16 protein-coding genes and 3 pseudogenes are annotated in these 23,065 nt (G+C 72.0%); 13 read left to right on the top strand and 6 right to left on the bottom strand.

Going from position 1 to position 23,065, the window contains the following annotated elements; all coding sequences use genetic code 11:
• Nucleotides 1-336, top strand: a pseudogene (locus ABZY33_RS33130) (chitinase); the annotation flags it as partial.
• A 69-nt stretch (nucleotides 337-405) separates the two neighbouring features.
• Here the strand turns inward: ABZY33_RS33130 and ABZY33_RS33125 are convergent.
• Together ABZY33_RS33125 and ABZY33_RS33120 are read right to left on the bottom strand one after the other, a co-directional pair.
• Entirely contained in the window at nucleotides 406-843 is a 438-nt protein-coding gene (locus ABZY33_RS33125) for an OsmC family protein (RefSeq protein WP_356495413.1), read from the bottom strand.
• Nucleotides 844-912: 69 nt separating this feature from the next.
• A complete protein-coding gene (locus ABZY33_RS33120; RefSeq protein WP_356495412.1) occupies nucleotides 913-1,773 on the bottom strand; it encodes a GntR family transcriptional regulator in 861 nt (286 codons plus the stop codon).
• Nucleotides 1,774-1,957: 184 nt separating this feature from the next.
• On the opposite strand from ABZY33_RS33120, the gene ABZY33_RS33115 reads away from it, so the two are divergent.
• The 5 genes from ABZY33_RS33115 (at nucleotide 1,958) to ABZY33_RS33095 (ending at nucleotide 8,137) form a co-directional block, all read left to right on the top strand.
• A complete protein-coding gene (locus tag ABZY33_RS33115; protein WP_356495411.1) occupies nucleotides 1,958-3,229 on the top strand; it encodes an extracellular solute-binding protein in 1,272 nt (423 codons plus the stop codon).
• Nucleotides 3,230-3,293: 64 nt separating this feature from the next.
• A complete protein-coding gene (locus ABZY33_RS33110; RefSeq protein WP_356495410.1) occupies nucleotides 3,294-4,262 on the top strand; it encodes a sugar ABC transporter permease in 969 nt (322 codons plus the stop codon).
• On the top strand, nucleotides 4,259-5,098 hold the full coding sequence (locus ABZY33_RS33105; RefSeq protein WP_356495409.1) for a carbohydrate ABC transporter permease: 840 nt from the start codon (nucleotides 4,259-4,261) through the stop codon (nucleotides 5,096-5,098). The genes ABZY33_RS33110 and ABZY33_RS33105 overlap by 4 nt, the downstream gene beginning before the upstream one ends.
• A 37-nt stretch (nucleotides 5,099-5,135) precedes the next feature.
• Nucleotides 5,136-6,707, top strand: a complete 1,572-nt coding sequence (locus tag ABZY33_RS33100) for a beta-N-acetylhexosaminidase (protein ID WP_356495408.1) — start codon at nucleotides 5,136-5,138, stop codon at nucleotides 6,705-6,707.
• Nucleotides 6,704-8,137 carry a cellulose binding domain-containing protein gene (locus ABZY33_RS33095; RefSeq protein ID WP_356495407.1) on the top strand — a complete coding sequence of 478 codons (1,434 nt, stop codon included), beginning with the start codon at nucleotides 6,704-6,706 and terminating at the stop codon, nucleotides 8,135-8,137. Before ABZY33_RS33100 ends, ABZY33_RS33095 begins: the two co-directional genes overlap by 4 nt.
• Before the next feature lie 284 nt (nucleotides 8,138-8,421).
• On the opposite strand, the gene ABZY33_RS33090 is transcribed toward ABZY33_RS33095, so the two are convergent.
• Together ABZY33_RS33090 and ABZY33_RS33085 are read right to left on the bottom strand one after the other, a co-directional pair.
• Nucleotides 8,422-8,919 carry a hypothetical protein gene (locus ABZY33_RS33090; protein WP_356495406.1) on the bottom strand — a complete coding sequence of 166 codons (498 nt, stop codon included), beginning with the start codon at nucleotides 8,917-8,919 and terminating at the stop codon, nucleotides 8,422-8,424.
• Between the two features lie 47 nt (nucleotides 8,920-8,966).
• Nucleotides 8,967-9,764, bottom strand: a complete 798-nt coding sequence (locus tag ABZY33_RS33085; RefSeq protein ID WP_356495405.1) for an alpha/beta fold hydrolase — start codon at nucleotides 9,762-9,764, stop codon at nucleotides 8,967-8,969.
• 153 nt (nucleotides 9,765-9,917) lie between these two features.
• Here ABZY33_RS33085 and ABZY33_RS33080 point away from each other — a divergent pair, with 153 nt between their 5' ends.
• The 4 genes from ABZY33_RS33080 (at nucleotide 9,918) to pgm (ending at nucleotide 17,953) form a co-directional block, all read left to right on the top strand.
• The gene (locus ABZY33_RS33080; RefSeq protein WP_356495404.1) at nucleotides 9,918-14,228 is read left to right on the top strand and encodes a discoidin domain-containing protein; all 4,311 of its coding nucleotides are present in this window, start codon (nucleotides 9,918-9,920) and stop codon (nucleotides 14,226-14,228) included.
• A 172-nt stretch (nucleotides 14,229-14,400) separates the two neighbouring features.
• The gene (locus ABZY33_RS33075) at nucleotides 14,401-15,435 is read left to right on the top strand and encodes an aldo/keto reductase (protein WP_356495403.1); all 1,035 of its coding nucleotides are present in this window, start codon (nucleotides 14,401-14,403) and stop codon (nucleotides 15,433-15,435) included.
• A 64-nt stretch (nucleotides 15,436-15,499) separates the two neighbouring features.
• Nucleotides 15,500-16,246 carry a Clp protease N-terminal domain-containing protein gene (locus tag ABZY33_RS33070; protein WP_356495402.1) on the top strand — a complete coding sequence of 249 codons (747 nt, stop codon included), beginning with the start codon at nucleotides 15,500-15,502 and terminating at the stop codon, nucleotides 16,244-16,246.
• Between the two features lie 84 nt (nucleotides 16,247-16,330).
• Nucleotides 16,331-17,953, top strand: coding sequence for a phosphoglucomutase (alpha-D-glucose-1,6-bisphosphate-dependent) (gene pgm / locus ABZY33_RS33065; protein ID WP_356495401.1), 1,623 nt, complete (start codon nucleotides 16,331-16,333; stop codon nucleotides 17,951-17,953).
• A 29-nt stretch (nucleotides 17,954-17,982) separates the two neighbouring features.
• Here pgm and ABZY33_RS33060 read toward each other — a convergent pair whose 3' ends face one another.
• Nucleotides 17,983-18,669 carry a phosphonatase-like hydrolase gene (locus ABZY33_RS33060; protein ID WP_356495400.1) on the bottom strand — a complete coding sequence of 229 codons (687 nt, stop codon included), beginning with the start codon at nucleotides 18,667-18,669 and terminating at the stop codon, nucleotides 17,983-17,985.
• Nucleotides 18,666-19,475: a GntR family transcriptional regulator gene (locus ABZY33_RS33055; protein WP_356495399.1), complete on the bottom strand. Its 810-nt coding sequence runs from the start codon at nucleotides 19,473-19,475 to the stop codon at nucleotides 18,666-18,668. Before ABZY33_RS33055 ends, ABZY33_RS33060 begins: the two co-directional genes overlap by 4 nt.
• Nucleotides 19,476-19,601: 126 nt before the next feature.
• Between ABZY33_RS33055 and ABZY33_RS33050 the strand changes: the two genes are divergently transcribed.
• The 3 genes and pseudogenes from ABZY33_RS33050 to ABZY33_RS33040 form a co-directional block, all read left to right on the top strand.
• Complete coding sequence (locus ABZY33_RS33050; protein WP_356495398.1) at nucleotides 19,602-20,780, top strand: TIGR03364 family FAD-dependent oxidoreductase; 1,179 nt, start codon at nucleotides 19,602-19,604, stop codon at nucleotides 20,778-20,780.
• 348 nt (nucleotides 20,781-21,128) lie between these two features.
• A pseudogene (gene asnB / locus ABZY33_RS33045) lies at nucleotides 21,129-22,964 on the top strand (asparagine synthase (glutamine-hydrolyzing)); the annotation flags it as partial.
• A 7-nt stretch (nucleotides 22,965-22,971) separates the two neighbouring features.
• Nucleotides 22,972-23,065, top strand: a pseudogene (locus tag ABZY33_RS33040) (diiron oxygenase); the annotation flags it as partial.

Below are 23,065 nucleotides of genomic sequence, written 5' to 3'. Positions count from 1 at the left end.
TCGATGCTGGGCTGCGACGGCAAGGTCTACAGCCAGGGCTCGGTGGACTTCCTCACCGCGCTCGCCTGCATCCAGCTGGAGGGCGGCCTCGACCCCTCGCAGGTCGGGCTCGGCGTGCCCGCCTCGACGCGCGGCGCGGGCAGCGGCTACGTGGCGCCGTCGGTCGTCAACAACGCGCTGGACTGCCTGGCGCGCGGCACCGGCTGCGGCTCCTTCAAGCCGGCGCGGACCTATCCGGGGCTGCGCGGCGCGATGACCTGGTCGACGAACTGGGACGCGACGGCCGGCAACGCCTGGTCGAACGCGGTCGGGCCCAAGGTGCACAGCCTGCCGTAGCGCTCCGCCGTGGTACGGACGCCGAGTGCCGCCGCTCCCCCGGCGGCACTCCGGTGTGCCCGGCCCCGGTCAGCCGCCCATGAAGAGGACCGTGCCGTCCGGGCCCCAGGCCTCGACGCGGGCGCCGTGCTCGACGGTGCGGCTGACCGTGCAGTACTTCTCGTGGGTGAGGCGGATGCCGTTCTCGATGGTCTCGGTGCGGGCGTCGCCCTCGGGCAGGGCGAGATCGTAGGAGACGCGGACGGTGCCGACGCGGCCGTCGTCCTCGGGCCGGGAGACCGACTCGACGACGATCCGCAGTTCGTCGTGGTCGGCGGTGCGGGCGGTGCGGTCGACGACGAGCCCGCCGCAGCCGCCGAGCGCGGCGAGGAGGAGTTCGACGGGGGTGAATGAGGGGGTGTCGGTGCGGGCGTCGGCGGGGGCGATCCGGACCTCGGCGCCCCGTTCGTTGCGGGCGGTCCAGTCGCGGTCGCCGTTGCGGACGGTTTCGATGCGGTAGTCGGCCATGGCCGAACCGTAAGCGAGGTCCCGGGCCCGCGCCGCGCAGGCGGCCCCGGGCGCGTGTCAGCCCCGCACTCAGGGCGCCTGTTGCACGTCGCCGCGGGTGGAGGAGGCGACGGTGTCCCGGTGGGCGAAGTCGCCGGGCGGGATGCCCGGGTGGTGGCCGGCGACGGCTCCGGTGGCGGCCGCGGCGGGGCCCAGGGTGAGTCGGGAGACGATCCGGTAGCGGTCGCCGCGGTAGAGCGAGTGGACGTATTCCACGGGCCGCCCGGACGTGTCCGAGGTGAGCCGCTCGAAGAGCAGCGCCGGGGACAGCTCGGGGACGTCGAGGAGCTCGGCCTCGGCGCGGGTGACGACGGTCGGCTCGATGGCCTGGACGGCTTCGCGGACGTGTACGTCGTGGTGGTCGCGCAGATGCGCGTAGAGATCGCCGCTCTCCAGTTCCTGGGCGCTCAGCCCCGGCACCAGGTCGGCGCGGATGTGCAGGTGCTCGATGGCCATCGGCGCCCCGTCGACGAGGCGCAGCCGGGCCACGTACACGATCCGCGCGGCGGGTGAGAGGCGCAGCTTGCGGCCGACGCGGGCGCCCGCCTGGATGGTGGTGAACTCCAGCAGCCGGCTGGTCCAGGCGCCGGCGGCCTGCGGCACCGTCAGCGCCTGTTCCCGGGCCACGAGTTCCTGGGTGATCTTCTCCGGGGCGACGAACATGCCGCGGCCGTGTTCGCGGACGAGAAGGCCCGCGGCGACGAGTTCGCCGACCGCCGCGCGCAGGGTGGGGCGGGAGACGCCGAGGCGGGCGCAGAGCGTGCGCTCGGAGGGGATCGCGTCGCCGGGCCGCTGCGACTCGATGAGCTCCAGGATGTGGTCGCGGACCCGCTCACGCTTGAGCACCGCCCCCGGCGCGTCCGGGTTCTCGATGGTCCCGTCGGCGTTCACGTCCGCCCCCTCGTGCCGTACGACCAGTTGCCTGACCAGTTGACCACGGTACGGCCTTGATCGACAACTCCCCTTGTTAACCAGGGGGGTTGACGAGGTCAGAGGTCTATGCCAGCTTTCTCCACCACCAGAGGTCACCTGACCAGTTGGTCAACTGGTCAGGTCCGGCTCCCAGAGGTGAACCGTGAAGCTCCGTATGCTCGCCGGTCTGTCCGCGCTCGTCGCGGTCGCCGGGCTCAGCGCCTGTAGTTCGTCCGGCTCCTCCGACGGGGAGGCCGGGGACGGCGGGCGGACCGGGATCGACGTGTGGCTGATGCGTGACAGCGTCTCGGCCGCGTTCCAGAAGCAGTTCGAGAAGGGGTTCGAGGCAGCGCACCCGGACATCGACGTGCGGGTGCAGATCCAGGAGTGGGACGCCATCGGCGAGAAGGTCACGGCGGCGCTGGCCAGCAACGACGCACCCGATGTCATCGAGACCGGGAACACCCAGGTGGCCCAGTTCGCGCAGAGCGGCGGCCTGCTGGACCTGAGCGACAAGGTCGCCGCGCTCGGCGGCGAGGACTGGCTCAAGGGGCTGGCCGAGCCGGGCGCGTACGAGGGCAAGCAGTACGGCATCCCGTACTACGCGGCCAACCGGGTCGTCATCTACCGCAAGGACCTGTTCGAGAAGGCCGGCGTCGACGCCGCGTCGATCAAGACCCGCGCTCAGTGGATCGCCGCCACCAAGAAGTTGAACAAGGGCGGGCGGCAGGGCATCTATCTGCCCGGCCAGAACTGGTACACGTACGCCGGCTTCGTCTGGGACGAGGGCGGCGATCTGGCCACCCGGTCCGGGAAGACGTGGAAGGGCGCGCTGGACACGCCCGAGGCGCTGCGCGCGATGGCCTTCTACAAGAAGCTGCAAGCCCTCGGCAAGGGCCCCAAGGACTCCGACGAGGCGCAGCCGCCGCAGGCCGAGGTGATGGCCAAGGGGCAGGTCGCGCAGGTCATCAGCGTGCCGGGCGGCGCCGGTGTGGTCGCGCAGAGCAATCCGGAGCTCAAGGACAAGCTGGGCTTCTTCCCGATCCCCGGCAAGAGCGCCGGCGCCCCGGGCGCCGTCTTCACCGGCGGCTCCGATCTGGTGATCCCGGCGGTCTCGGGCCACCACGAGGCCGCGTACACCTTCGTCAAGGAGCTGACCGGGGACGCCTGGCAGAAGAAGCTCGCCGTCGCGATGAGCTACGTACCGAACAAGACGACGCTGGCCGGCGCGGTCGCCCAGGACCCGGGTGCCGCCGCGATGGCCGTCGGCGCGGCCGTCGGGCACGCGACGCCGAACACGCCCGGCTGGGCCGCCGTCGAGGCCAAGAACCCGATCAAGGACTACCTGACGGCCGTCCTCGCGGGCGGGGATCCGGCGCGGGAGGCCGAGAAGGCGTCCGAGGCGATCACGTCGGCGATGAACTCCGGCTCCTGACCCGGACGGTGGAGCGAGCCCGGCAGTACCGACGCATCCAGAACGGACGAAAGGAGTGTGCGCCGTGACGGTCGTCCGCGAGCGGACCACGCCCCGCCCCCTCACCCGGCCGCCCCGGCGCCCCCGGGACCCGGCCCGCCGCGCCACCACCTCCGGTGCCTGGCCCTACCTGCTGGTGGCCCCCGCCGTCCTCGGCATGCTGTACCTGCTCGTCTATCCGCTCGGCCGGGCCGTCCTGATCTCCTTCCAGGACTTCGGGCTGCGCCAACTCATTCTCGGCGACGCGCACTTCACCGGGTTCGACAACTACACGACGCTGCTCTCCGATCCCCGGTTCTGGACCGTCGTACGCCGCACCTTCCTGTTCATGGCCGTCAACGTGGTCCTGATCATGGGCCTGTCGACCCTCGTCGCGCTGATGGTGGAGCGGCTCGGGCGGGCCTGGCGGACGGCGGTGCTCAGCGCGCTCGTGCTGACCTGGGCGATGCCGGTGGTCGCGGCGACCACGGTGTTCCAGTGGCTGTTCCACTCGGAGTTCGGCATCGTCAACCACACGCTGACCGGCCTCGGGTTCTCCTCGTTCGAAGGCTATCCGTGGCTGGCGCACGGCCCGGCGGCCTTCGCCATCCTGGTGACGCTCGTCGTGTGGCAGTCGGTGCCGTTCGCCGCGATCACCCTGTACTCGGCACTGACCACGGTGCCGGCCGAACTGTACGAGGCCGCGCGCATCGACGGCGCGTCCTGGTCGCGCATCTTCCGCTCGGTCACGCTGCCCATCGTGCGGCCCATCTTCATGCTGGTGCTCTCACTCGAAGTGATCTGGACGTTCAAGGCGTTCGTGCAGATCTGGGTGATGACACGGGGCGGCCCGGGCGACGCGACCACGATCCTGCCGGTCTACGCGGTGCAGACGGCCCTGTCCGGGCAGCGCTACGACCTCGGCTCCGCCGCCTCGATGATCACCGTGCTGCTCATGTCCGGCGTCCTCGTCGCCTACTTCCGCCAGATGTTCCGCCAGGAGGGCGAGCTGTGACGACGACCGCGCGGGCGCTGCGCCGCCTCCCGCTCCACCTCGCCGCGACCGTCACGGTCGTCGTCTGCCTCTTCCCCGTCTACTGGATGGTCACGACCGCCCTCAAGCCGAACCGCGACATCCAGTCGGACCACCCACGACTGCTGCCGCAGAGCTGGACGCTCGACCACTTCCGGCGGGCCATGGACGCCGACGGCTTCGGCCTGTTCTGGCGCAACAGCGTGCTGGTGACGCTGGGCGCGGTACTGCTCGCCCTCGTGGTGGCCCTCGGCGCCTCGTTCGCGGTGGCGCGGATGCGCTGGCGGGGGCGGCGGCAGTTCATGCTGATGGTGTTCGTCGCACAGATGGCGCCGTGGGAGTCACTGATCATCCCGGTGTACATCATCTCGCGGGACACCGGGATGCTGGACCGGCTGCCCACCCTGACGCTCGTGTACTTCATGATGACGCTGCCGTTCACCATCGTGGTGCTGCGCGGCTTCATCGCGACGATCCCGGCGGAGCTGGAGGAGTCGGCGCAGGTCGACGGCTGCACCCGGCCCGGCGCCTTCCGGCACATCGCGCTCCCACTGCTCGCGCCGGGCCTCATGGCGACCTCGCTGTTCGGCTACATCACGGCGTGGAACGAGTTCGCGTACGCCAACTTCCTCATCATCAAGGAGCAGGACCACCGGACGCTGCCGGTGTGGCTCTCCTCCTTCCACAACACGTTCGGCACCGACTGGGGCGCCACGATGGCCGCCTCCACCCTCTTCGCGCTGCCTGCCCTGGTGATCTTCCTGGTGCTGCAGCGGCACGTCACGTCCGGTTTCGCGGCCGGCGCCGTCAAGGGCTGAGCCCGTCCCGCCCGAGCACCTCGTCCGGAGGTCCGCAGTGCCCGCACACCGCCCCTCTCTGCTCCCGCTGCCCACCCACCTCTCCTACCGCCCGGGCCACTTCACCCTCGGCGCGGCCACGAGGATCCGGCTCTCCCCCGGCGCCGGACCGGCCGCCGCCCTGCTCCGGGCGCTCCTCGCGCCGGCCACCGGACTGCCGCTGACAGCCGCGTCCGACGGCGCTCTCGTGCTCGCGCTCGACCCCCAGCTGGGCGGCCTGGGCGAGGAGGGGTACGGCCTGACCGTCGCGCCGGACGCGGTCCTGCTGCGGGCCGCTCACCTCACCGGCCTGCTGCGCGGCATCCAGACGGTGCGCCAGCTCCTGCCGCCCGAGGCGCTCTGCGCCGAGGCGCGCGGCGGCGTCGACTGGCGGCTGCCCTGCGTGGAGATCACCGATGTGCCGCGCCATCCCTGGCGCGGGTTCATGCTCGACGTAGCGCGGCACTTCCAGCCGGTGTCCCTGCTGCGCCGCTACGTCGACCTGCTCGCCCTGCACAAGCTGAACGTGCTGCATCTGCACCTGACCGACGACCAGGGCTGGCGGATGCCCGTCGCGGCGTATCCGCGCCTGACCGAGGTGGGCGGGCGGCGCGCCGAGTCGATGGCCGGGCCCTCCGGGAGCCAGGAGTTCGACGGGCGCCCGCACGAAGGGGCTTACACCAGGCGGGAGTTGACGGGCCTCGTCGCCTATGCCGCCGCCCGCGGGGTCACGGTCGTGCCGGAGATAGAGATGCCGGGGCACAGCCGCGCCGCGCTCGCCGCCCACCCCGAGCTGGGCACCGTGCCGGGGCGCCGCCTCGACGTGTGGACGCGGTGGGGGGTGTGCGAGACCGTCCTCGGTGTCCACGAGCCGGTGTTCGACTTCTGCCGCACCGTCCTCGACGAGGTCCTCGACGTCTTCCCCTCGCCCCATGTGCACCTCGGCGGCGACGAGTGCCCCACCACCGAGTGGGCGGCGAGCCCGGTGGCGCGGGCCCGGGCCGCCGCCGAGGGGCTCGCGGACACAGCCGCGCTGCGCGGCTGGTTCCTGGGCCGCGTCGGTGACTTCCTCCTGGAGCGCGGGCGCACCCCCACGGCGTGGGCGGAGACCGGCGAGGGGCTACCGCCGCACTTCACGGTCATGACCTGGCGCGACCCCGAGCACACCCGCATCGCCCTCAAGCGCGGCCACGCGGTGATCAGCGGCCAGCACCGGGCGAGCTACCTGGACTACGCGCAGTCCTACGCCCCGGACGAACCGCCGGCGCAGCCGGGCGCCGTGGTCGACCTGCGCGCGGTCCACGACCACGAGCCGCCGGACGACACCGGCACGGCCGGTCGTCTCCTCGGCCTTCAGGCGCAGTTGTGGACCGAGTTCGTCGCGGACGCCGGCCACGTCGACCGGCTGTCCTTCCCCCGGCTGTGCGCGCTCGCCGACCGGGCCTGGCACGGCGCGCCGTCCTGGTCCGGCTTCCGGGAGCGGCTCGGCGCACACCTGCCACGGCTCGCCGCACTCGGCGTGCGGCACGGGCCGCTCGAACCGCACGTCCCCGTTCCCGTCCCCCACCGTTCCGGAAAGGAACCGTCATGAGGAAGAGTCTCGCGAGAAGAAAAGCCGTCTCCAGGGCCGTCACCTGTGCCGCGGCCGCCACGCTGGGCTGCGCGGGCCTCGTCGCGCTCCCGTCGAGCGCCACCGCGGCCGCGGGCGCCCTGACGGTGCAGTACCACGCCGGCAGCACCGGCAGCGACCAGGCCGAACCGTGGCTGAAGGTCCGCAACTCCGGCAGCACGGGCGTGCCGCTCAGCGGCGTGAAAGTGCGGTACTACTTCAAGTCCGACGCGGGGAGCCCGAGTTACCGCTTCGCATGCTCCTGGGCCGTGAAGGGCTGCGGCAACATCACCGGCACGTTCGGCACGCTCACCCACCCGACGGCGAGCGCCGACCGGTACCTGGAGATCGGTTTCACCTCCGGCGCCGGATCGCTCGCCGCCGGCGCCGACACGGGCGACATGCAGCTGCGCTTCTACCGCGCGGACTGGCAGTCCCTGAACCAGGCCGACGACTACTCGTTCGGCGCCGCGCAGTCGGCGTACGGGAACTGGACGAAGGTGACCGCCCAGCTCGACGGCGCCGTCGTCTGGGGCACGGCGCCCGAGGGCAACGACCCGACCGATCCCACGGACCCGACCGACCCGACCGACCCGCCCGGCGCGGGCGCCACGCTCTTCGACGACTTCAGCTACAGCGCCTATGACGACCCGCGGATCGCGGCGCACGGCTGGAGCGTGCGCGCCAACTCCGGTGGCCCCGGCGTGCCCGGCGCGACCTGGGCGCCCGACAAGGTGACGTTCCCGTCCTCGGGCGGCAACACGGTGATGAACCTGGAGACGTCCACCTCGGGGACGGGCGAGAGCACCAAGCAGACCGAAGTCCTCACCAAGGCGCTGAAGTTCAAGAACGGGACGTACGCGGCCCGCGTGAAGTTCAACGACGCGCCCAAGAGCGGTCCCGACGGGGACCACCTGGTGCAGACGTTCTTCACCATCAACGACCTCAAGGCGCCGATGGCGGACGACTACGCCGAGTACGACTTCGAGTACCTGCCGAACGGCGGCTGGGGCGAGCCGTCGAACATCCTCTACACGACGTCCTGGGAGACCTACAACCCCGATCCGTGGCAGGCGGTGAACCAGCACACGGAGGGCCGGCAGAGCTACGCCGGCTGGCACGACCTGGTGCTCACCATCGACAACAGCACCATCCGGTACTTCATCGACGGGCAGCTGTTCGGCACGCACGACGCCCAGTACCTGCCGGAGCGGCCGATGTCGATCAACTTCAACCAGTGGCTGATCGACCTGGCCGGCCAGACGAGCACCAGCCCGCGCGCATACGACCAGCAGGTCGACTACGTGCTGCACGTCAAGGACCAGGTACTCACGCCCGCCCAGGTGGCGGCGAAGGTCGCCGCGTACCGTTCGGCGGGCACCGCGTTCGAGGACACGGTCCCGGCGAGCTGATCGAGCCGCGGCGGTTGCCCTGACAGGGACGGGGAGCCCGCGCGCCCCACACGCGCGGACTCCCCCGGTGGTGCTTCCCCTCCCCGGTCGGGCCGCTCGGGAGGAGGCGGCCGACCGGGCCAGAGTCTGCCGTGGGCGGGCCGGGAACTCATCCCGGACCCCCACCTTTCGGTAACATTGTGTGTTGAATCAGTGGCGAGAAGTGACGGCGGCGGGCTCCGGGAACCCTTGCGGCAGGGCGCCGCGAGGGTAGGGAACCCGCCGTCCGGCTTGATCTGTCGCCTTCAAGGACGGCCGGAAGTGTCTGCGGGCAAGCGCTCTCCGCACCGGCTGCAGAAGCGCGCGCCGGAGTCTTCCGCCGCCCGGCCGCACTCCGCGCAGACGCGGGGCAGCAGGCACGGCGCCTCGCCGCCCTCGGCCGGCACCGCCGCGGAGGCCCGGCCGATCGACATGCCCGGCCGCCTGCGGTGCACGGTGAGGTAGACCAGGCCCTCGGCGTCGGCGGTGACGGCGCGCCGCTCGCCGCGCGGCACGACCACCAGGGCGCCGGGCGCCAGTTCCTCCTCGCGGTCCGCCCGGCGCAGGACGCCGTGGCCCTGGACCATGACCAGCAGGACGTCGAGGTCGTGCTCGGTGTACGCCTCGCCCCGCGTCCCGGGCCGGACCCGGATGACGTTCGCGTCGAGCTGCCGGGCCGCGCCGTCGAGGCGCCACAGGGCGCCGGTCGCGTCCGGGCCGGCCGCCGTCAGGAGCTGGGCGAGCAGGACATGGGCTGCGGGCATCGTGATCGTTCCTCCGTCGTGGGCCGGGCGGCGGGCGGTCTCCCCGGTCATCGCACGGTATCCGGCGCCGCGTTCAAGAAGTCGACGACCGGCGGGGTCGCCTCGTCGGCGAACTCCTCGAAGTAGGCGTGCCGGCCGCCGGGGATCAGCAGGGAGCGCGCGCCGGGGATGCGGCCGGCGAGGAGCGGCGCGTTGGCCGTGGGGTTGAAGGCGTCGTCGGTGCCGTGCACGACGAGGGTGGGTGCGGCGATGCGGGGCAGCGCGTCCCAGGCGTCGTGCCGGGCGCTGGCCCGCAGGTGGCGGCGGCGGGCGTGCGCGGGCATGGCCGGATCGCCGAGGGTGCGGTACGGGCCCGGGTGGGTGGCGGTGTACGCGGGGGTGTACATCAGGGCGAGCAGGGCGGCGCGGGAGACCTCCGGGTCCGGGTCGGCCAGCGCCGCGCGGACGGCGGGACCGCGCTCGACGCCGTGTGGCGCGCCGGGGGACGTACAGCCGAGGACGAGGCGGTCGACGCGCGGGGCGTGGTCGGCGGCGAGCCACTGGGCGACGCGGCCGCCCATCGAGGTCCCGTACACGTGGGCGCGGTCGATATCCGCGTGGTCGAGCACGGCGACGACGTCGCGGGCGAGATCGGCCGTGCCGTACGTGTCGGTGTCCGGACGGTCGCTGCCGCCGGTGCCGCGCCAGTCGAGGACGACCGTGGTGAAGGCCGCGGCGAAGCGGTCGAGCACCGGGTCCCACCAGCGGTGGTCGTTCGACTGGCCGGCCAGGAGCAGCAACGGGGCGCCGCTGCCGCGGAGTTGGTAATGGAGCGCGGCACCGTCGGCCGCCTGCGCGTGGGGCATGGTCCCCGATTCTCCCTCATCGCAACTACCTCTGCGCAAACGGTGGACTGGGCAACATCACTCTGCAATTCTCCAACAACTGAACGCAAGAAACCGATGTTGATCCTTGGGTCACTCGCTTCACTGCACCGTGGGTGCAGGGACAGGGGCAGCATGTTCGGACAGTCATCGCTCAGATCCAGATGGCGGGACGGGAGGCGGGGCCTCACGGTCGCGCTCCTCGCGTTCGCCCTGGCCTTCCTCGGTCTGCCGGCCCTCGCGGCCCAGGCGGCGGGCGGGCCGAACCTCGCGGCGGGCGCGGCGACGAAGGCCAGCAGTGCGAAGGCGGGCTACGAGGCGGCCAACGTGGCCGACGGCAACGCCTCGACGTACTGGGAGAGTTCCGGCTCCGACCTGCCGCAGTGGGTGCAGGTCGACCTGGGTTCGGCCGCCCGCGTCGACGAGGTGGTGCTGCGGCTGCCGGCCTCCTGGGAGAGCCGCACCCAGACGCTGTCGGTGCAGGGCAGCGCGGACGGCTCCGCCTTCGACACGCTGAAGACATCGGCGTCGTACGCCTTCGCGCCGGGTTCGGCGAACACGGTCACGGTGTCGTTGCCGGCGACCCAGACCCGGTACATACGCGTCGTGGTCAGCGCCAACTCGGCCTGGCAGGCGGCCCAGTTGTCCGAGCTCGAGGTGCACGGCACGACCGACTCCTCGGCGAACCTGGCCCGCGGCAAGACGTTCACGGCGAGCTCCACCACACAGACCTACGCCGCCTCGAACGCCGGGGACGGGGACGCCGCCAGTTACTGGGAGTCCAAGAACGACGCGCTGCCGCAGTGGGTCCAGGTGGACCTGGGTGCCTCGGTGCGCGTCAACCGCCTGGTGCTGCGGCTGCCGTCCGGCTGGGAGACCAGGACGCAGACGCTGACCGTGCGCTCCAGCACCAACGGCACGGACTTCCAGGACCTCGTGGCCTCCAAGGCGTACGAGTTCTCCGCGGCAGGCGGCCAGCAACAGACGCTGTCCTTCTCCACGGTGACGACGCGTTATGTGCGGGTGCAGGTCACCGCCAACACGCGGCAGCCGGCCGGGCAGCTGTCCGAGCTGGAGGTGTACGGCCCGGCGACCGGCGACACCGAGGCGCCCGCGGCGCCCGTCTCCCTCGCCTACACCGAGCCCGCGACCGGCCAGATCAAGCTCACGTGGCGAGCGGCCACCGACAACGTGAAGGTCACCGGTTACGACATCTACGCCAACGGGACGCTGCGCGCCTCGGTCGACGGGTCCGTGCTCACCTACACCGACACCCAGCCCGCCTCGGCGACGCTCACCTACTTCGTCCGCGCCAAGGACGCGGCGGGCAACCAGTCGGCGAACTCCAACTCCGTTACTCGCACAGGCGACTCGGGCGACACGCAGGCCCCGACCGCGCCCGGGAACCTGGCCTTCACCGAGGCGACGAAGGGGCAGGTCAAGCTGGCCTGGCAGGCGTCGACCGACAATGTGAAGGTCACCGGGTACGACCTCTACGCCAACGGCTCGCTGCTCAAGTCGGTCGCCGGTGACGTCACGACGTACACCGACTCCCAGCCCGCGTCGGCGACGGTGACGTACACCGTGCGCGCCAAGGACGCTGCGGGCAACCAGTCGGCGAACTCCAACGCCGTCACGCGCAACGGCTCGACGGCCGACGCCGCCAACCTGGCGGTGCGCAAGCCGGTCACGGCGTCCTCCGCGACGCAGACCTTCGTCGCCGAGAACGCCGTCGACGACAGCACCAGCACCTACTGGGAGGGCGGCAGCGGCTACCCGAACACGCTGACCGTGAAGCTCGGCGCGAACGCGGACGTGTCCGCGGTCGTCCTGAAGCTGAACCCGGACGCCGCCTGGGCCACCCGCACGCAGAAGATCGAGGTGCAGGGCCGCGAGCAGAAGGCGTCGGACTTCACGCAGCTGGCCGCGGCGAAGGAGTACACCTTCAACCCGGCGAGCGGGAACACGGTGACGATCCCGGTCACCGCGCGCGTCGCGGACGTCCGGCTCGTCATCACCGCCAACTCCGGCGCTCCCGGCGGTCAGATCGCGGAGTTCCAGGTCCTGGGCACCCCGGCGCCCAACCCCGATCTCCAGGTCACGGGGGTCACGTCCGCGCCCGCCTCACCCGTCGAGTCCGACCGGATCACCCTGTCGGCGACGGTCCGCAACGCGGGCAGCGAGGCGAGCACGGCGACGACCCTGGACTTCACGCTCGGTACCGCCAAGGCCGGCTCGGCCGCCGTGGGCGCGCTCGCGGCCGGGGCGACGGCGACCGTCAGCGCCGACATCGGGGCGCGCGACGCGGGCACGTACCAGGTCGGCGCGGTCGTCGACCCGGGCAACAAAGTGGTGGAGCGCGACGAGGGCAACAACAGCTACACCAGCCCGACCGGTCTCGTCGTCAAGCCGGTGACCAGCGCCGACCTGGTGGCGTCCCCCGTGTCCTGGTCGCCGGGCACGCCCGGCGAGGGTGACACGGTGACCTTCTCGGCGGTCCTCAAGAACCAGGGCAACCAGGCCAGCGCCGCGGGCGCCCACGGCATCACGCTCACCGTCACCGACTCCGGCGGCACGGTCGTGAAGACCCTCACCGGGTCCTTCGACGGGTCGATCGCGGCCGGCGGCGCGACCGCGCCGGTCAAGCTCGGCACGTGGACGGCGGGCAAGGGCAAGTTCACGGTGAAGACCGTGGTGGCCGCCGACGCCAACGAGCTGCCGGTCAAGCGCGACAACAACACCTCGTCGCAGCCGCTCTTCGTGGGGCGCGGCGCGAGCATGCCCTACGACACCTACGAGGCGGAGGACGGCACGGTCGGCGGCGGCGCCAAGGTCCTCGGCCCCAACCGCACGGTCGGCGACCTCGCGGGCGAGGCCTCGGGCCGCAAGGCGGTGACGCTGGACAGCACCGGCTCCTACGTCGAGTTCACCACCAAGGCGCCGACGAACACCCTCGTCACCCGCTTCTCGATCCCGGACGCGGCGGGCGGCGGCGGGCGCGACGCGACGCTGAACGTGTACGTCGACGGCACGTTCCTGAAGGCCATCGACCTGACGTCGAAGTACGCGTGGCTGTACGGAGCGGAGACCGGGCCCGGCAACGCGCCGAGCGCGGGCGCGCCCCGGCACATCTACGACGAGGCGAACCTGCTGCTCGGGCGGACCGTGCCGCAGGGAAGCAGGATCCGGCTGCAGAAGGACGCCGCGAACGACACCACGTACGCGGTGGACTTCGTGAGTCTGGAGCAGGCGACCGCGCTGGCCAACCCGGACCCGGCGGCCTACGCCGTGCCGACCGGCTTCTCGCAGCAGGCCGTGCAGGACGCCCTGGACAAGGTGCGGATGGACACGACGGGCAAGCTCGTCGGCGTGTACCTGCCGACCGGTGACTACGAGACGTCGAACAAGTTCCAGGTGTACGGCAAGGCGGTCAAGGTCGTCGGCGCCGGGCCGTGGTTCACCCGGTTCCACACGCCGTCGTCGCAGGAGAACACGGACGCCGGGTTCCGCGCGGAGGCCAGTGCCAACGGCTCGACGTTCGCGCACTTCTCCTTCTTCGGGAACTACACCTCCCGCATCGACGGTCCCGGCAAGGTCTTCGACTTCTCGAACGTCGCGGACATCACCATCGACGACGTGTGGAACGAGCACACGGTCTGCCTGTACTGGGGCGCCAACACCGACCGGGTCACGGTCAAGAACTCCCGGATCCGCGACACGTTCGCCGACGGCGTCAACATGACGAACGGTTCGACGGACAACCACGTCGTCAACAACGAGTCCCGGGCCACCGGCGACGACAGTTTCGCCCTGTTCTCGGCGATCGACGCGGGCGGCGCGGACGAGAAGAACAACGTGTTCGAGAACCTGACGTCGCTGCTGACGTGGCGGGCGGCGGGTATCGCCGTGTACGGCGGCTACGACAACACGTTCCGCAACATCCTCGTCGCGGACACCCTCGTCTACTCCGGCGTCACGATCAGCTCGCTGGACTTCGGCTATCCGATGAACGGGTTCGGCACCGGTCCGACGACCCTGGAGAACAGCTCGATCGTCCGCTGCGGCGGTCACTTCTGGGGCGGCCAGACGTTCCCGGGCATCTGGATGTTCTCGGCGTCGAAGGTGTTCCAGGGCATCCGGGTCACCGACGTCGACATCGTCGACCCGACGTACAGCGGCATCATGTTCCAGACCAACTACGTGGGAGGCCAGCCGCAATTCCCGATCAAGGACACGGTCCTGACCGATGTGACGATCTCCGGAGCACGCAAGAGCGGGGACGCCTACGACGCGAAGTCCGGATTCGGCGTGTGGGCGAACGAGATGCCGGAGACGGGCCAGGGCCCGGCCGTCGGCGAAGTCACCTTCCACAACCTGAAGTTGAACGACAACGCGGTGGACATCCGGAACACGACGTCCACGTTCAAGATCAACCTGCTGCCGTGACGCGGCACATGCGGTAGCGGGCTCCAGCGGGACGGGGTGGCCGGGCGATCTGCCCGGCCACCCTTCTGCGTGCCCGACCAAAAGAAACTCGGGTTCCATTAAGGCGCTCACGCCTGTTACGGTTGCGGCACGCACTAACGGAACCGCAGAACCGTTTACCGAGGAGACCGCCATGGAGTACCGCCAGTTGGGGACGTCCGGCCTGAAGGTGCCCGCGCTGAGCTTCGGCGCGGGGACGTTCGGCGGCCGGGGCCCCCTGTTCTCCGCCTGGGGCACCGCCGGGCCCGACGAGGCCCGGCGCATGGTCGACCTGAGCCTGGACGCGGGGGTCACCCTGTTCGACACGGCCGACGTCTACTCGGACGGGGCGTCCGAGGAGGTGCTCGGCGCGGCGCTCAAGGGCCGCCGCGACCAGGCGCTGATCTCCACGAAGGCGGCACTGCCGACCGGCGAGGGGCCCCACGACGCCGGGGTCTCGCGCTCGCGCCTGATCCGGTCGGTCGAGGCGGCGTTGCGCCGCCTCGACACCGAGTACATCGACCTGTTCCAGCTGCACGCCTACGACGCGAGCACGCCCGTGGAGGAAGTCCTGTCGGCCCTCGACGACCTGGTCCGGGTGGGCAAGATCCGCTACACCGGCGTCTCCAACTACGCGGGCTGGCAGCTGATGAAGGCGCTCGCCGCGGCCGGCGAGCACGGGCGGCCGCGGTTCGCCGCGCACCAGGTGTACTACTCGCTCGTCGGCCGCGACTACGAGTGGGAGCTGATGCCGCTCGGCCTCGACCAGGGCGTCGGCGCCGTGGTGTGGAGCCCGCTCGGCTGGGGACGGCTGACCGGCAGGATCCGGCGCGGGCAGCCGCTGCCGAAGGACAGCCGGCTGCACCGGACCGCGCAGTTCGGACCGCCGATCGAGGACGAGCACCTGTACCGGGTCGTCGACGCGCTGGACGAGATCGCGGCGGAGACCGGCAAGGCGGTGCCGCAGATCGCCCTCAACTGGCTGCTGCGCCGGCCCACCGTCTCCACGGTGCTCATCGGGGCGCGCGACGAGGAGCAGCTGAAGCAGAACCTGGGCGCCGTCGGCTGGGAGCTGACGCCGGACCAGGTGGCCCGGCTGGACGCGGCGAGCGAGGTCGAGGCCCCCTATCCGTACTACCCGTACCGGACCCAGGAGGGCTTCCGTCGACTGAATCCGGCCGTCGTCTGAGACCCGTACGCCGACTGTCAACTGAAGGTTGACACCCGCAGACTGTCAACCTACGGTTGTCAGCATGACGAAACCAGTTGCGTCCACGCATCCCGTCCGTCTCGACGACCTGATCGAAGCCATCAAGAAGGCCCACTCCGACGCGCTCGACCAGCTCCAGGACGCGGTCATTGCCGCCGACCACCTCGGCGACGTGGCCGACCACCTGATCGGCCACTTCGTCGACCAGGCCCGCCGCTCCGGCGCCTCCTGGACCGACATCGGCAGGAGCATGGGCGTCACCCGGCAGGCGGCGCAGAAGCGGTTCGTGCCCAAGGGCGCCGAGTCGCAGATCGACCCGGAGCAGGGCTTCGCCCGCTACACCCCGCGCGCCCGCAACGTGGTGATGGGCGCGCAGAACGAGGCCCGCGCGGCCGGCAGCACCACCATCGGCACCGCCCACCTCGTCCTCGGCCTGCTGCACGAGCCGGATGGCCTGGCCGCGCAGGCCATCCGCGCGCAGGACGTGCTCCTGGACTCGGTGCGGCAGGCCGCGACGGCGACCCTGCCCCCGGCCGCCGAGGACGGACCGGAACTGGTCCCGTTCGACGCGGACGCCAAGAAGGCGCTGGAGCTGACCTTCCGGGAGGCCCTGCGGCTCGGCCACAACTATGTGGGCACGGAGCACATCCTGCTCGCGCTCCTGGAGCAGGAGAACGGCGCGGGTGTGCTCAGCGAGGCGGGCGTCGCCAAGGAGGCGGCCGAGACCCACCTCCGCGCGGCCCTCGCGGCGATCACCGCGGCACGCGAGGAGGCGGACAAGAAGGGCTGAACCGCCCGCCCGCGGACGCCCCGGGCCGGCCGGCGGGGGCGGTGTCACCGGACGCCACATCGGCGCAGGTGGGACACTGTCCGCATGACTGACCGCTCAGGAACCCCCGCCAGGCCGGACGACCTCGTCGACCTCGACGAGCTGGTCGACGCGTATTACACGAGGGAGCCCGACGTCACGCGCCCCGAGCAGCGTGTCGTCTTCGGCACGAGTGGCCATCGCGGCTCCAGCCTCGACGGCGCCTTCAACGAGAAACACATCGCGGCGATCACCCAGGCCATCGTCGAACACCGCACGGCCGAGGGCATCACCGGCCCGCTCTTCATCGGCCCGGACACCCACGCCCTGTCCAGGCCCGCGCTCAGGACGGCGCTCGGCGTGCTGGCCGCGCACGGGGTGCGGGTCATGGCCGACGCCCTCGACGGCTACGTGCCGACGCCCGCACTCAGCCATGCGATCCTGCGCTGGAACCGCGCCGAGCCGGCCGACCGCGCCGACGGCATCGTCATCACGCCGAGCCACAACCCGCCGCGCGACGGCGGCTTCAAGTACAACCCGCCGCACGGCGGCCCCGCCGACTCGACGACCACCTCCTGGATCGCGCAGCGCGCCAACGAACTGCTCGCGGACCCGGACTGGACCCCGCGCACGGCCGGCTCCCCGGCCCCCGAGCCGTACGACTTCCGCGAGCGCTACGTCGAGGACCTGCGGACCATCATCGACGTGGACGCCGTCCGGCGGGCGGGCGTGCGGATCGGCGCCGACCCGCTGGGCGGCGCGAGCGTCGACTACTGGGCGCGGATCGCCGAGATGTACGGGCTGGACCTCACCGTGGTGAACCCCTCGGTCGACCCGACGTGGCGGTTCATGACGCTGGACTGGGACGGCAAGATCCGGATGGACCCGTCGTCGGCGCCCGCGATGGCCTCGGTCCTCGCGCGCCGCCACGACTACGCCCTGCTCACCGGCAACGACGCCGACGCGGACCGGCACGGCATCGTCACCCCGGACGCCGGCCTGATGAACCCGAACCACTACCTGGCCGTCGCCATCCACTACCTGTTCTCGCACCGGCCGCAGTGGTCGGCGTCGGCGGCGGTCGGCAAGACCCTGGTGTCGAGCGCCGTCATCGACCGGGTCGCCGCCTCACTCGGCCGCGAACTGGTCGAAGTGCCCGTCGGGTTCAAGTGGTTCGTGCCCGGCCTGGTGGACGGCTCGGTCGCGTTCGGCGGCGAGGAGAGCGCCGGCGCCAGCTTCGTCCGCAAGGACGGCAGCGTCTGGACGACCGACAAGGACGGCATCCTGCTCGCCCTGCTCGCCGCCGAGATCCTCGCGGTGACCGGCAAGACGCCGTCGGCGTACTACGCCGAACTCGCGGCGGAGTTCGGGGCGTCGGGCGCCGCGTACGCGCGCATCGACGCGAAGGCGACCAAGGAGCAGAAGGCGCGCCTGGCGAAGCTGACGGGGGACGCGATCACGGCGGACACCCTGGCCGGCGAGCCGATCACCGCCAAGCTGAGCGAGGCGCCGGGCAACGGTGCGGCGATCGGCGGCCTGAAGGTGACCACGGAGAACGCGTGGTTCGCCGCCCGGCCCAGCGGCACGGAGGACGTGTACAAGATCTACGCCGAGTCGTTCCGCGGGGCCGAGCACCTCGCCCAGGTGCAGAGCGAGGCCCAGGCCATCGTGGACGCGGCCCTCGCCTGACCGGCGCGGCCGCGCTCGGCGGCGACCCCTCAGTCGCGGACGGTCTCCGGGAGGCCGGGGACGTCCGCGACCGAGGCCACCACATGGGTGTGCGGGCCGCGTTCGAGCTGGGCGCGGGTCAACCGGCCGGTGAGCACGCCCACGACGACACCCGCCCCGGCGTTCGTCCCCGCCTCCAGGTCGACCGTCGTGTCCCCCGCGACGAGCACGGTCCGCACGTCGACGACGCCGGTCTTCTCCATCGCGCGGTGGATCATGTACGGCGCGGGCCGGCCGCGGCCCACCTCGTCGGCGGTGACGACGGCGTCGAGGTTGCCGCCCGCGCCGGTCGACCAGCCGAGCGAGGCGAGCAGCGGCAGCGCCACGTCATCGCTGAAGCCGGTGGTCAGCGCGGTCCTGATGCCGCGGGCGCGCAGTTCGGCCAGGGCCGTGTCCGCGCCGGCGATCGGCAGGGGCGGCGTCTGCGCGTAGCGCCTCTCCAGGTCCGTGCGGAAGACACCGTACTGGCGCTCGACGAGGTCCGCGTCCGGGGTGCCGCCGCCGATGCGCACGAGCGCGGCGATGGCCTCGCGTTTGTCGGTGCCCATCCAGGTCTGCAGGTCGGCGGCGGAGACGGTGGCTCCGGTCGATACGACGGCGTGGCGCAGCGCTTCGTACACGGCGCCGTGTTCCTCGATCGTCGTGCCTGCCATGTCGAAGACGGCGAGTTCGATCACTGGGGGTCCTCAGGGGTGTGGTGGGGCGGCGGCCCGTCGGTGGCCGGCGGGGCCTCGGAGCGGTCGCGGCCGGCGACGGTGCGGCCCCCGACGGTGTTCTCGATGGTGAAGGTGGCCATGGCCGGCAGGTAGCGGTCGTCCGCGTACTCGACGGGGGTGCCGTCGGCGGTGAACGCGAGCCGGCGCACCCGCAGCAGCGGCTGGCCCTCCGCGCTCCCCAACAGGCCGGCGTCGGTGCGGTCCGCGGCGATCGCGTCGATGGTGTGGCGGGCGTGGTGCAGGTCGACGCCGCGCGACGTGAGCGCCTCGTAGACGGAGCCGGCGTCGGGGTCGACCGCGAACAGATGGGCGCCCACGTCCAGGACGAACGTGGAGCGCTCGATCATGGCGGGCACCCCGTCCAGCTGCCGCACCCGCACGAGGTCGACGACCGGGGCGCCCTCGTCGAGCCCCAGGCGCGCGGCGGCGTCGGGGCCGGCGCGGCGGCGGGCGACCTCGATCGTGGACTGGCCCGGGGTGCGGCCGATGGAGCGCGCCCACTGGGTGAACGACATGAGCGAGGCGAACGGCTGGGACGGCGTGACACGGCGGGCGACCGGCGGTCTGCCCCGGCCGCCGACGAGGTGTCCTTCCGCGCGCAGCTGGGCGAGGGCCTGGCGGACCGGTCCGCGCGAGGTGCCGAACTCCTCGCACAGCTGGGCCTCGCTCGGCACGGGCACCCCCTCGGGCCACTCCCCCGCCGCGATCCGCCGCCGGAACTCCGCTCCGAGCCGCTGGTGGAGCGGCCCGGCGTCACTTGTATTCACAAGCTGATTCTCACAGGCCCAGACCGTGCGCGGCAAGGCGCACCCTGCCCACCATCTGGTAAACATCCGGAAAACTTGTATAGACAGCTCTTGCCGGGGTCGGTCTCCGCTCCGCAGTCTCGATCCATGAGCCTCACCACCACCACACCCCCCGCCCCCGTCACCCTGCCGCGCGACCGCAGCGACCTCGTCGTGGTCGGGGCGGGCATCGTCGGTCTCGCGCACGCCGTGGAGGCGGTACGGCGCGGACTGCGCGTCACGGTGATCGAGCGCGACTGGCGGCTCGTGGGCGCCTCCGTGCGCAACTTCGGGCACTGCTGCGTCACCGCGCAACACGGCCACCTGCTCGACCTCGCGACCCGCTCGCGTGCGGGCTGGCTGGACGCCGCGGCGCGGGCCGGGCTGTGGGCGCCCGAGGCGGGCGCCCTCGTGGTGGCCCGGTCGGCGACGGAGCTGGCCGTCCTGGAGGAGCTGCGCGCGGAACGCGGCGCGGACGCGGTGCGCCTGCGCACGCGCGGCGAGGTGGGGGACGCGCTCGGCCGCTCCGGCGACGACCGGGCTGATCTCGCCGGCGGCGCGCTGCTCCCGGCCGACCTGCGGGTCGACCCGCGGGAGGCTGCGCCCCGCCTCGCCGCGTGGCTCGCGGACCAGCCCGGGGCGAGCGTCGTGTGGGGCACGAACGTGACCGGCGTCGAGACCGGGACCGTGCACACGAGCCGGGGCCCGGTCCGCGGCGACCAGATCCTGCTCTGCGTGGGACACGATCTGGACCGGCTGTACCCGGTCGAGGCGGCGGCCCACGGGATCGAGCGCTGCCGGCTCGCGATGGCCCGGATCGAGGCGCCCGCGGCGCTGCGGACCGACGCGGCGGTGCTGACCGCCACCTCGATGCTGCGCTACGACGCCTTCACCGCGACCCCGTCGGCCCCCGCGCTGCGCCGCGAAGTCCTCGGCCACAGCCCCGAGTTGCTCGACATCGTGGCGAACGTGATGTTCACCCGGCTGCCCGACGGCTCGGTGCTGGTGGGCGATTCGCACGCGTACGACGTCACGGAGATCCCGTTCCAGGACGAGGCGGTCTCGGCGCTCCTGCTGCGCGAGGCGGCGCGGGTCCTCGGAATGAGCGGGGTCCGGGTGACCGAGCGCTGGCAGGGCGTCTACGCGAGCAGCCCGCGCGGCCCGCTGCTGGTCAGGGACGTCGCGCCCGGGGTGCGGGCGCTGTCGGTGACCTCGGGGGTCGGCATGACGCTGTCGTTCGGCCTGGCCGCCGCGACGTTCGAGGGGACGCTGGACGCGACGGCGTGACGGCGTCGGCCGGGCGGAGCGCCCCGGGGACAGGATTGATCAAACCTTTGCCCTTGGCCGGATCGCACTGGTCGCCCGAGGCAACCGATCTCCGCATCCCCGTTCGGACAAGGGATTTGCGAAGGGGATCATTGCGCTCGACCGTGTGCCGGACGGCCGAAACTGCCCGGGTCAACCCGTTCGCGAGGTTACGGGCACGTTGACCGGGCCCGCCGTCATGTCACACGCTCGACATATAGATGCCGTGTACAACCGACTCGGCCCCGGGCTGTACCGCGCCTGCCCGAGCGCAGGCCGGCGGGGTCGTCCCCGGCTGTCCACGGCGGTACGGGAAGCAGGAGGAAGCGTATGTGTGGCATCACCGGCTGGATCTCCTTCGACCGCGACCTGCGGGCCTCGGCCGAGGCGTTGGACGCGATGACGCAGACGATGGAGTGCCGGGGCCCCGACGACCGCGGCACCTGGACCGAGGGGCCGGCGGCGCTCGGCCACCGCAGGCTCGCCATCATCGACCTGCCGGGCGGCCGACAGCCCATGACCGCGACGACGCCGCAGGGCACGGTCGCGCTCGTCTACTCGGGAGAGACGTACAACTACACCGAACTGCGCGCCGAACTCGTCGCGCGCGGCCATGAGTTCCGTACCGACTCGGACACCGAAGTGGTGCTGCGCGGCTACCTCGAATGGGGCGAGCGGCTGCCGGAGCGGCTCAACGGCATGTACGCCTTCGCGGTGTGGGACGGCCGCGTGGACAAGCTGCTGATGATCCGCGACCGGATGGGCATCAAGCCGTTCTACTTCTACCGGACCGCGGACGGCGTGCTGTTCGGCTCCGAGCCCAAGGCGATCCTCGCCAACCCGCTCGCGAAGTCCCGGGTCACGCTGGACGGATTCCGCGAATTGTTCACGTTCGTGAAGACTCCTGGCCATGCCGTGTGGGACGGGATGAACGAGGTCGAGCCGGGCACGGTCGTCACCGTCGACCGGTCCGGGCTGCGCAGCCGCGCGTACTGGACGCTGGAGACGAGGGCGCACACCGACGACCGGGACACGACCATCGCCACCGTCCGCGGGCTGCTCGACGACATCGTCCGCCGCCAGCTGGTCTCGGACGTCCCGCGCTGCACGCTGCTGTCGGGCGGTCTCGACTCCTCGGCGATGACGGCGATAGCGGCGCGGCAGCTGGCGGAGCGCGGCGAGAGCGTGCGCAGCTTCGCGGTCGACTTCGTCGGCCAGGCCGAGAACTTCGTCGCGGACGAGCTGCGCGGCACCCCCGACACCCCGTTCGTGCACGACGTGGCGCGCCTGGCCGGCACGGAGCACCGCGACATCGTGCTCGACTCGCACGCCCTCGCCGACCCCGAGGTGCGGGCCCGGGTGATCCGCGCCCGCGACATCCCGGCCGGCTTCGGCGACATGGACGCCTCGCTGTACCTGCTCTTCCGCGCCATCCGCGAGCACTCCACGGTCGCGCTCTCCGGCGAGTCGGCCGACGAGGTCTTCGGTGGGTACCTGCAGTTCTTCGACGAGGAGGCCCGCAACGCCGACACGTTCCCGTGGCTGGTGCGGATGGGCCGGCACTTCGGTGACGACGCGGACGTGCTGCGGCCGGACCTGAGCAAGCGCCTCGATCTGGCGGGCTACGTCGCCGACAGCTACGCGAACGCGGTGCGCGGCATCCGGCGCCTCGACGGTGAGAGCGACTTCGAGTACCGGATGCGGCGGATCTGCCACCTGCACCTGACCCGCTTCGTGCGGGTGCTGCTGGATCGCAAGGACCGGGCGAGCATGGCGGTCGGCCTGGAGGTGCGGGTGCCGTTCTGCGACCACCGGCTGGTCGAGTACGTGTACAACACGCCCTGGGCGCTGAAGTCGTTCGACGGCCGGGAGAAGAGCCTGCTGCGCGAGGCGACCGCGGACGTCCTGCCGCAGTCGGTGTACGACCGGGTCAAGAGCCCCTACCCGTCGACGCAGGACCCGAAGTACGCGGTCGCGCTCCAGGACCACGCCAAGGACCTGCTCTCGCGGCCCGCGCACCGGGTCTTCGACCTGGTGGACCGCGACCGCGTGGCCCGGGCGGCGAACCGCGACACGCCGCAGATCGCGCAGTCCTCCCGGCGCGGCCTGGAACGCACCCTGGACCTGGCCCTGTGGCTGGACATGTACAACCCGGAACTCGTCCTGGGGCACCCTCACGTTCCCCGACGAGCGCGTGCAGAGCCTGGTCCGCGGGGTGACCCGCATCCATGTGGTCGAGGAGGCGCGCCATGTCCGGTACGCGCGTG

The sequence above is a fragment of the Streptomyces sp. NPDC006552 genome (genome assembly GCF_040611655.1).
Lineage (GTDB): Bacteria > Actinomycetota > Actinomycetes > Streptomycetales > Streptomycetaceae > Streptomyces.
The sequence above is the reverse complement of the archived record's forward strand: the minus strand, read 5'-3'. Positions and strand labels throughout refer to the sequence as shown.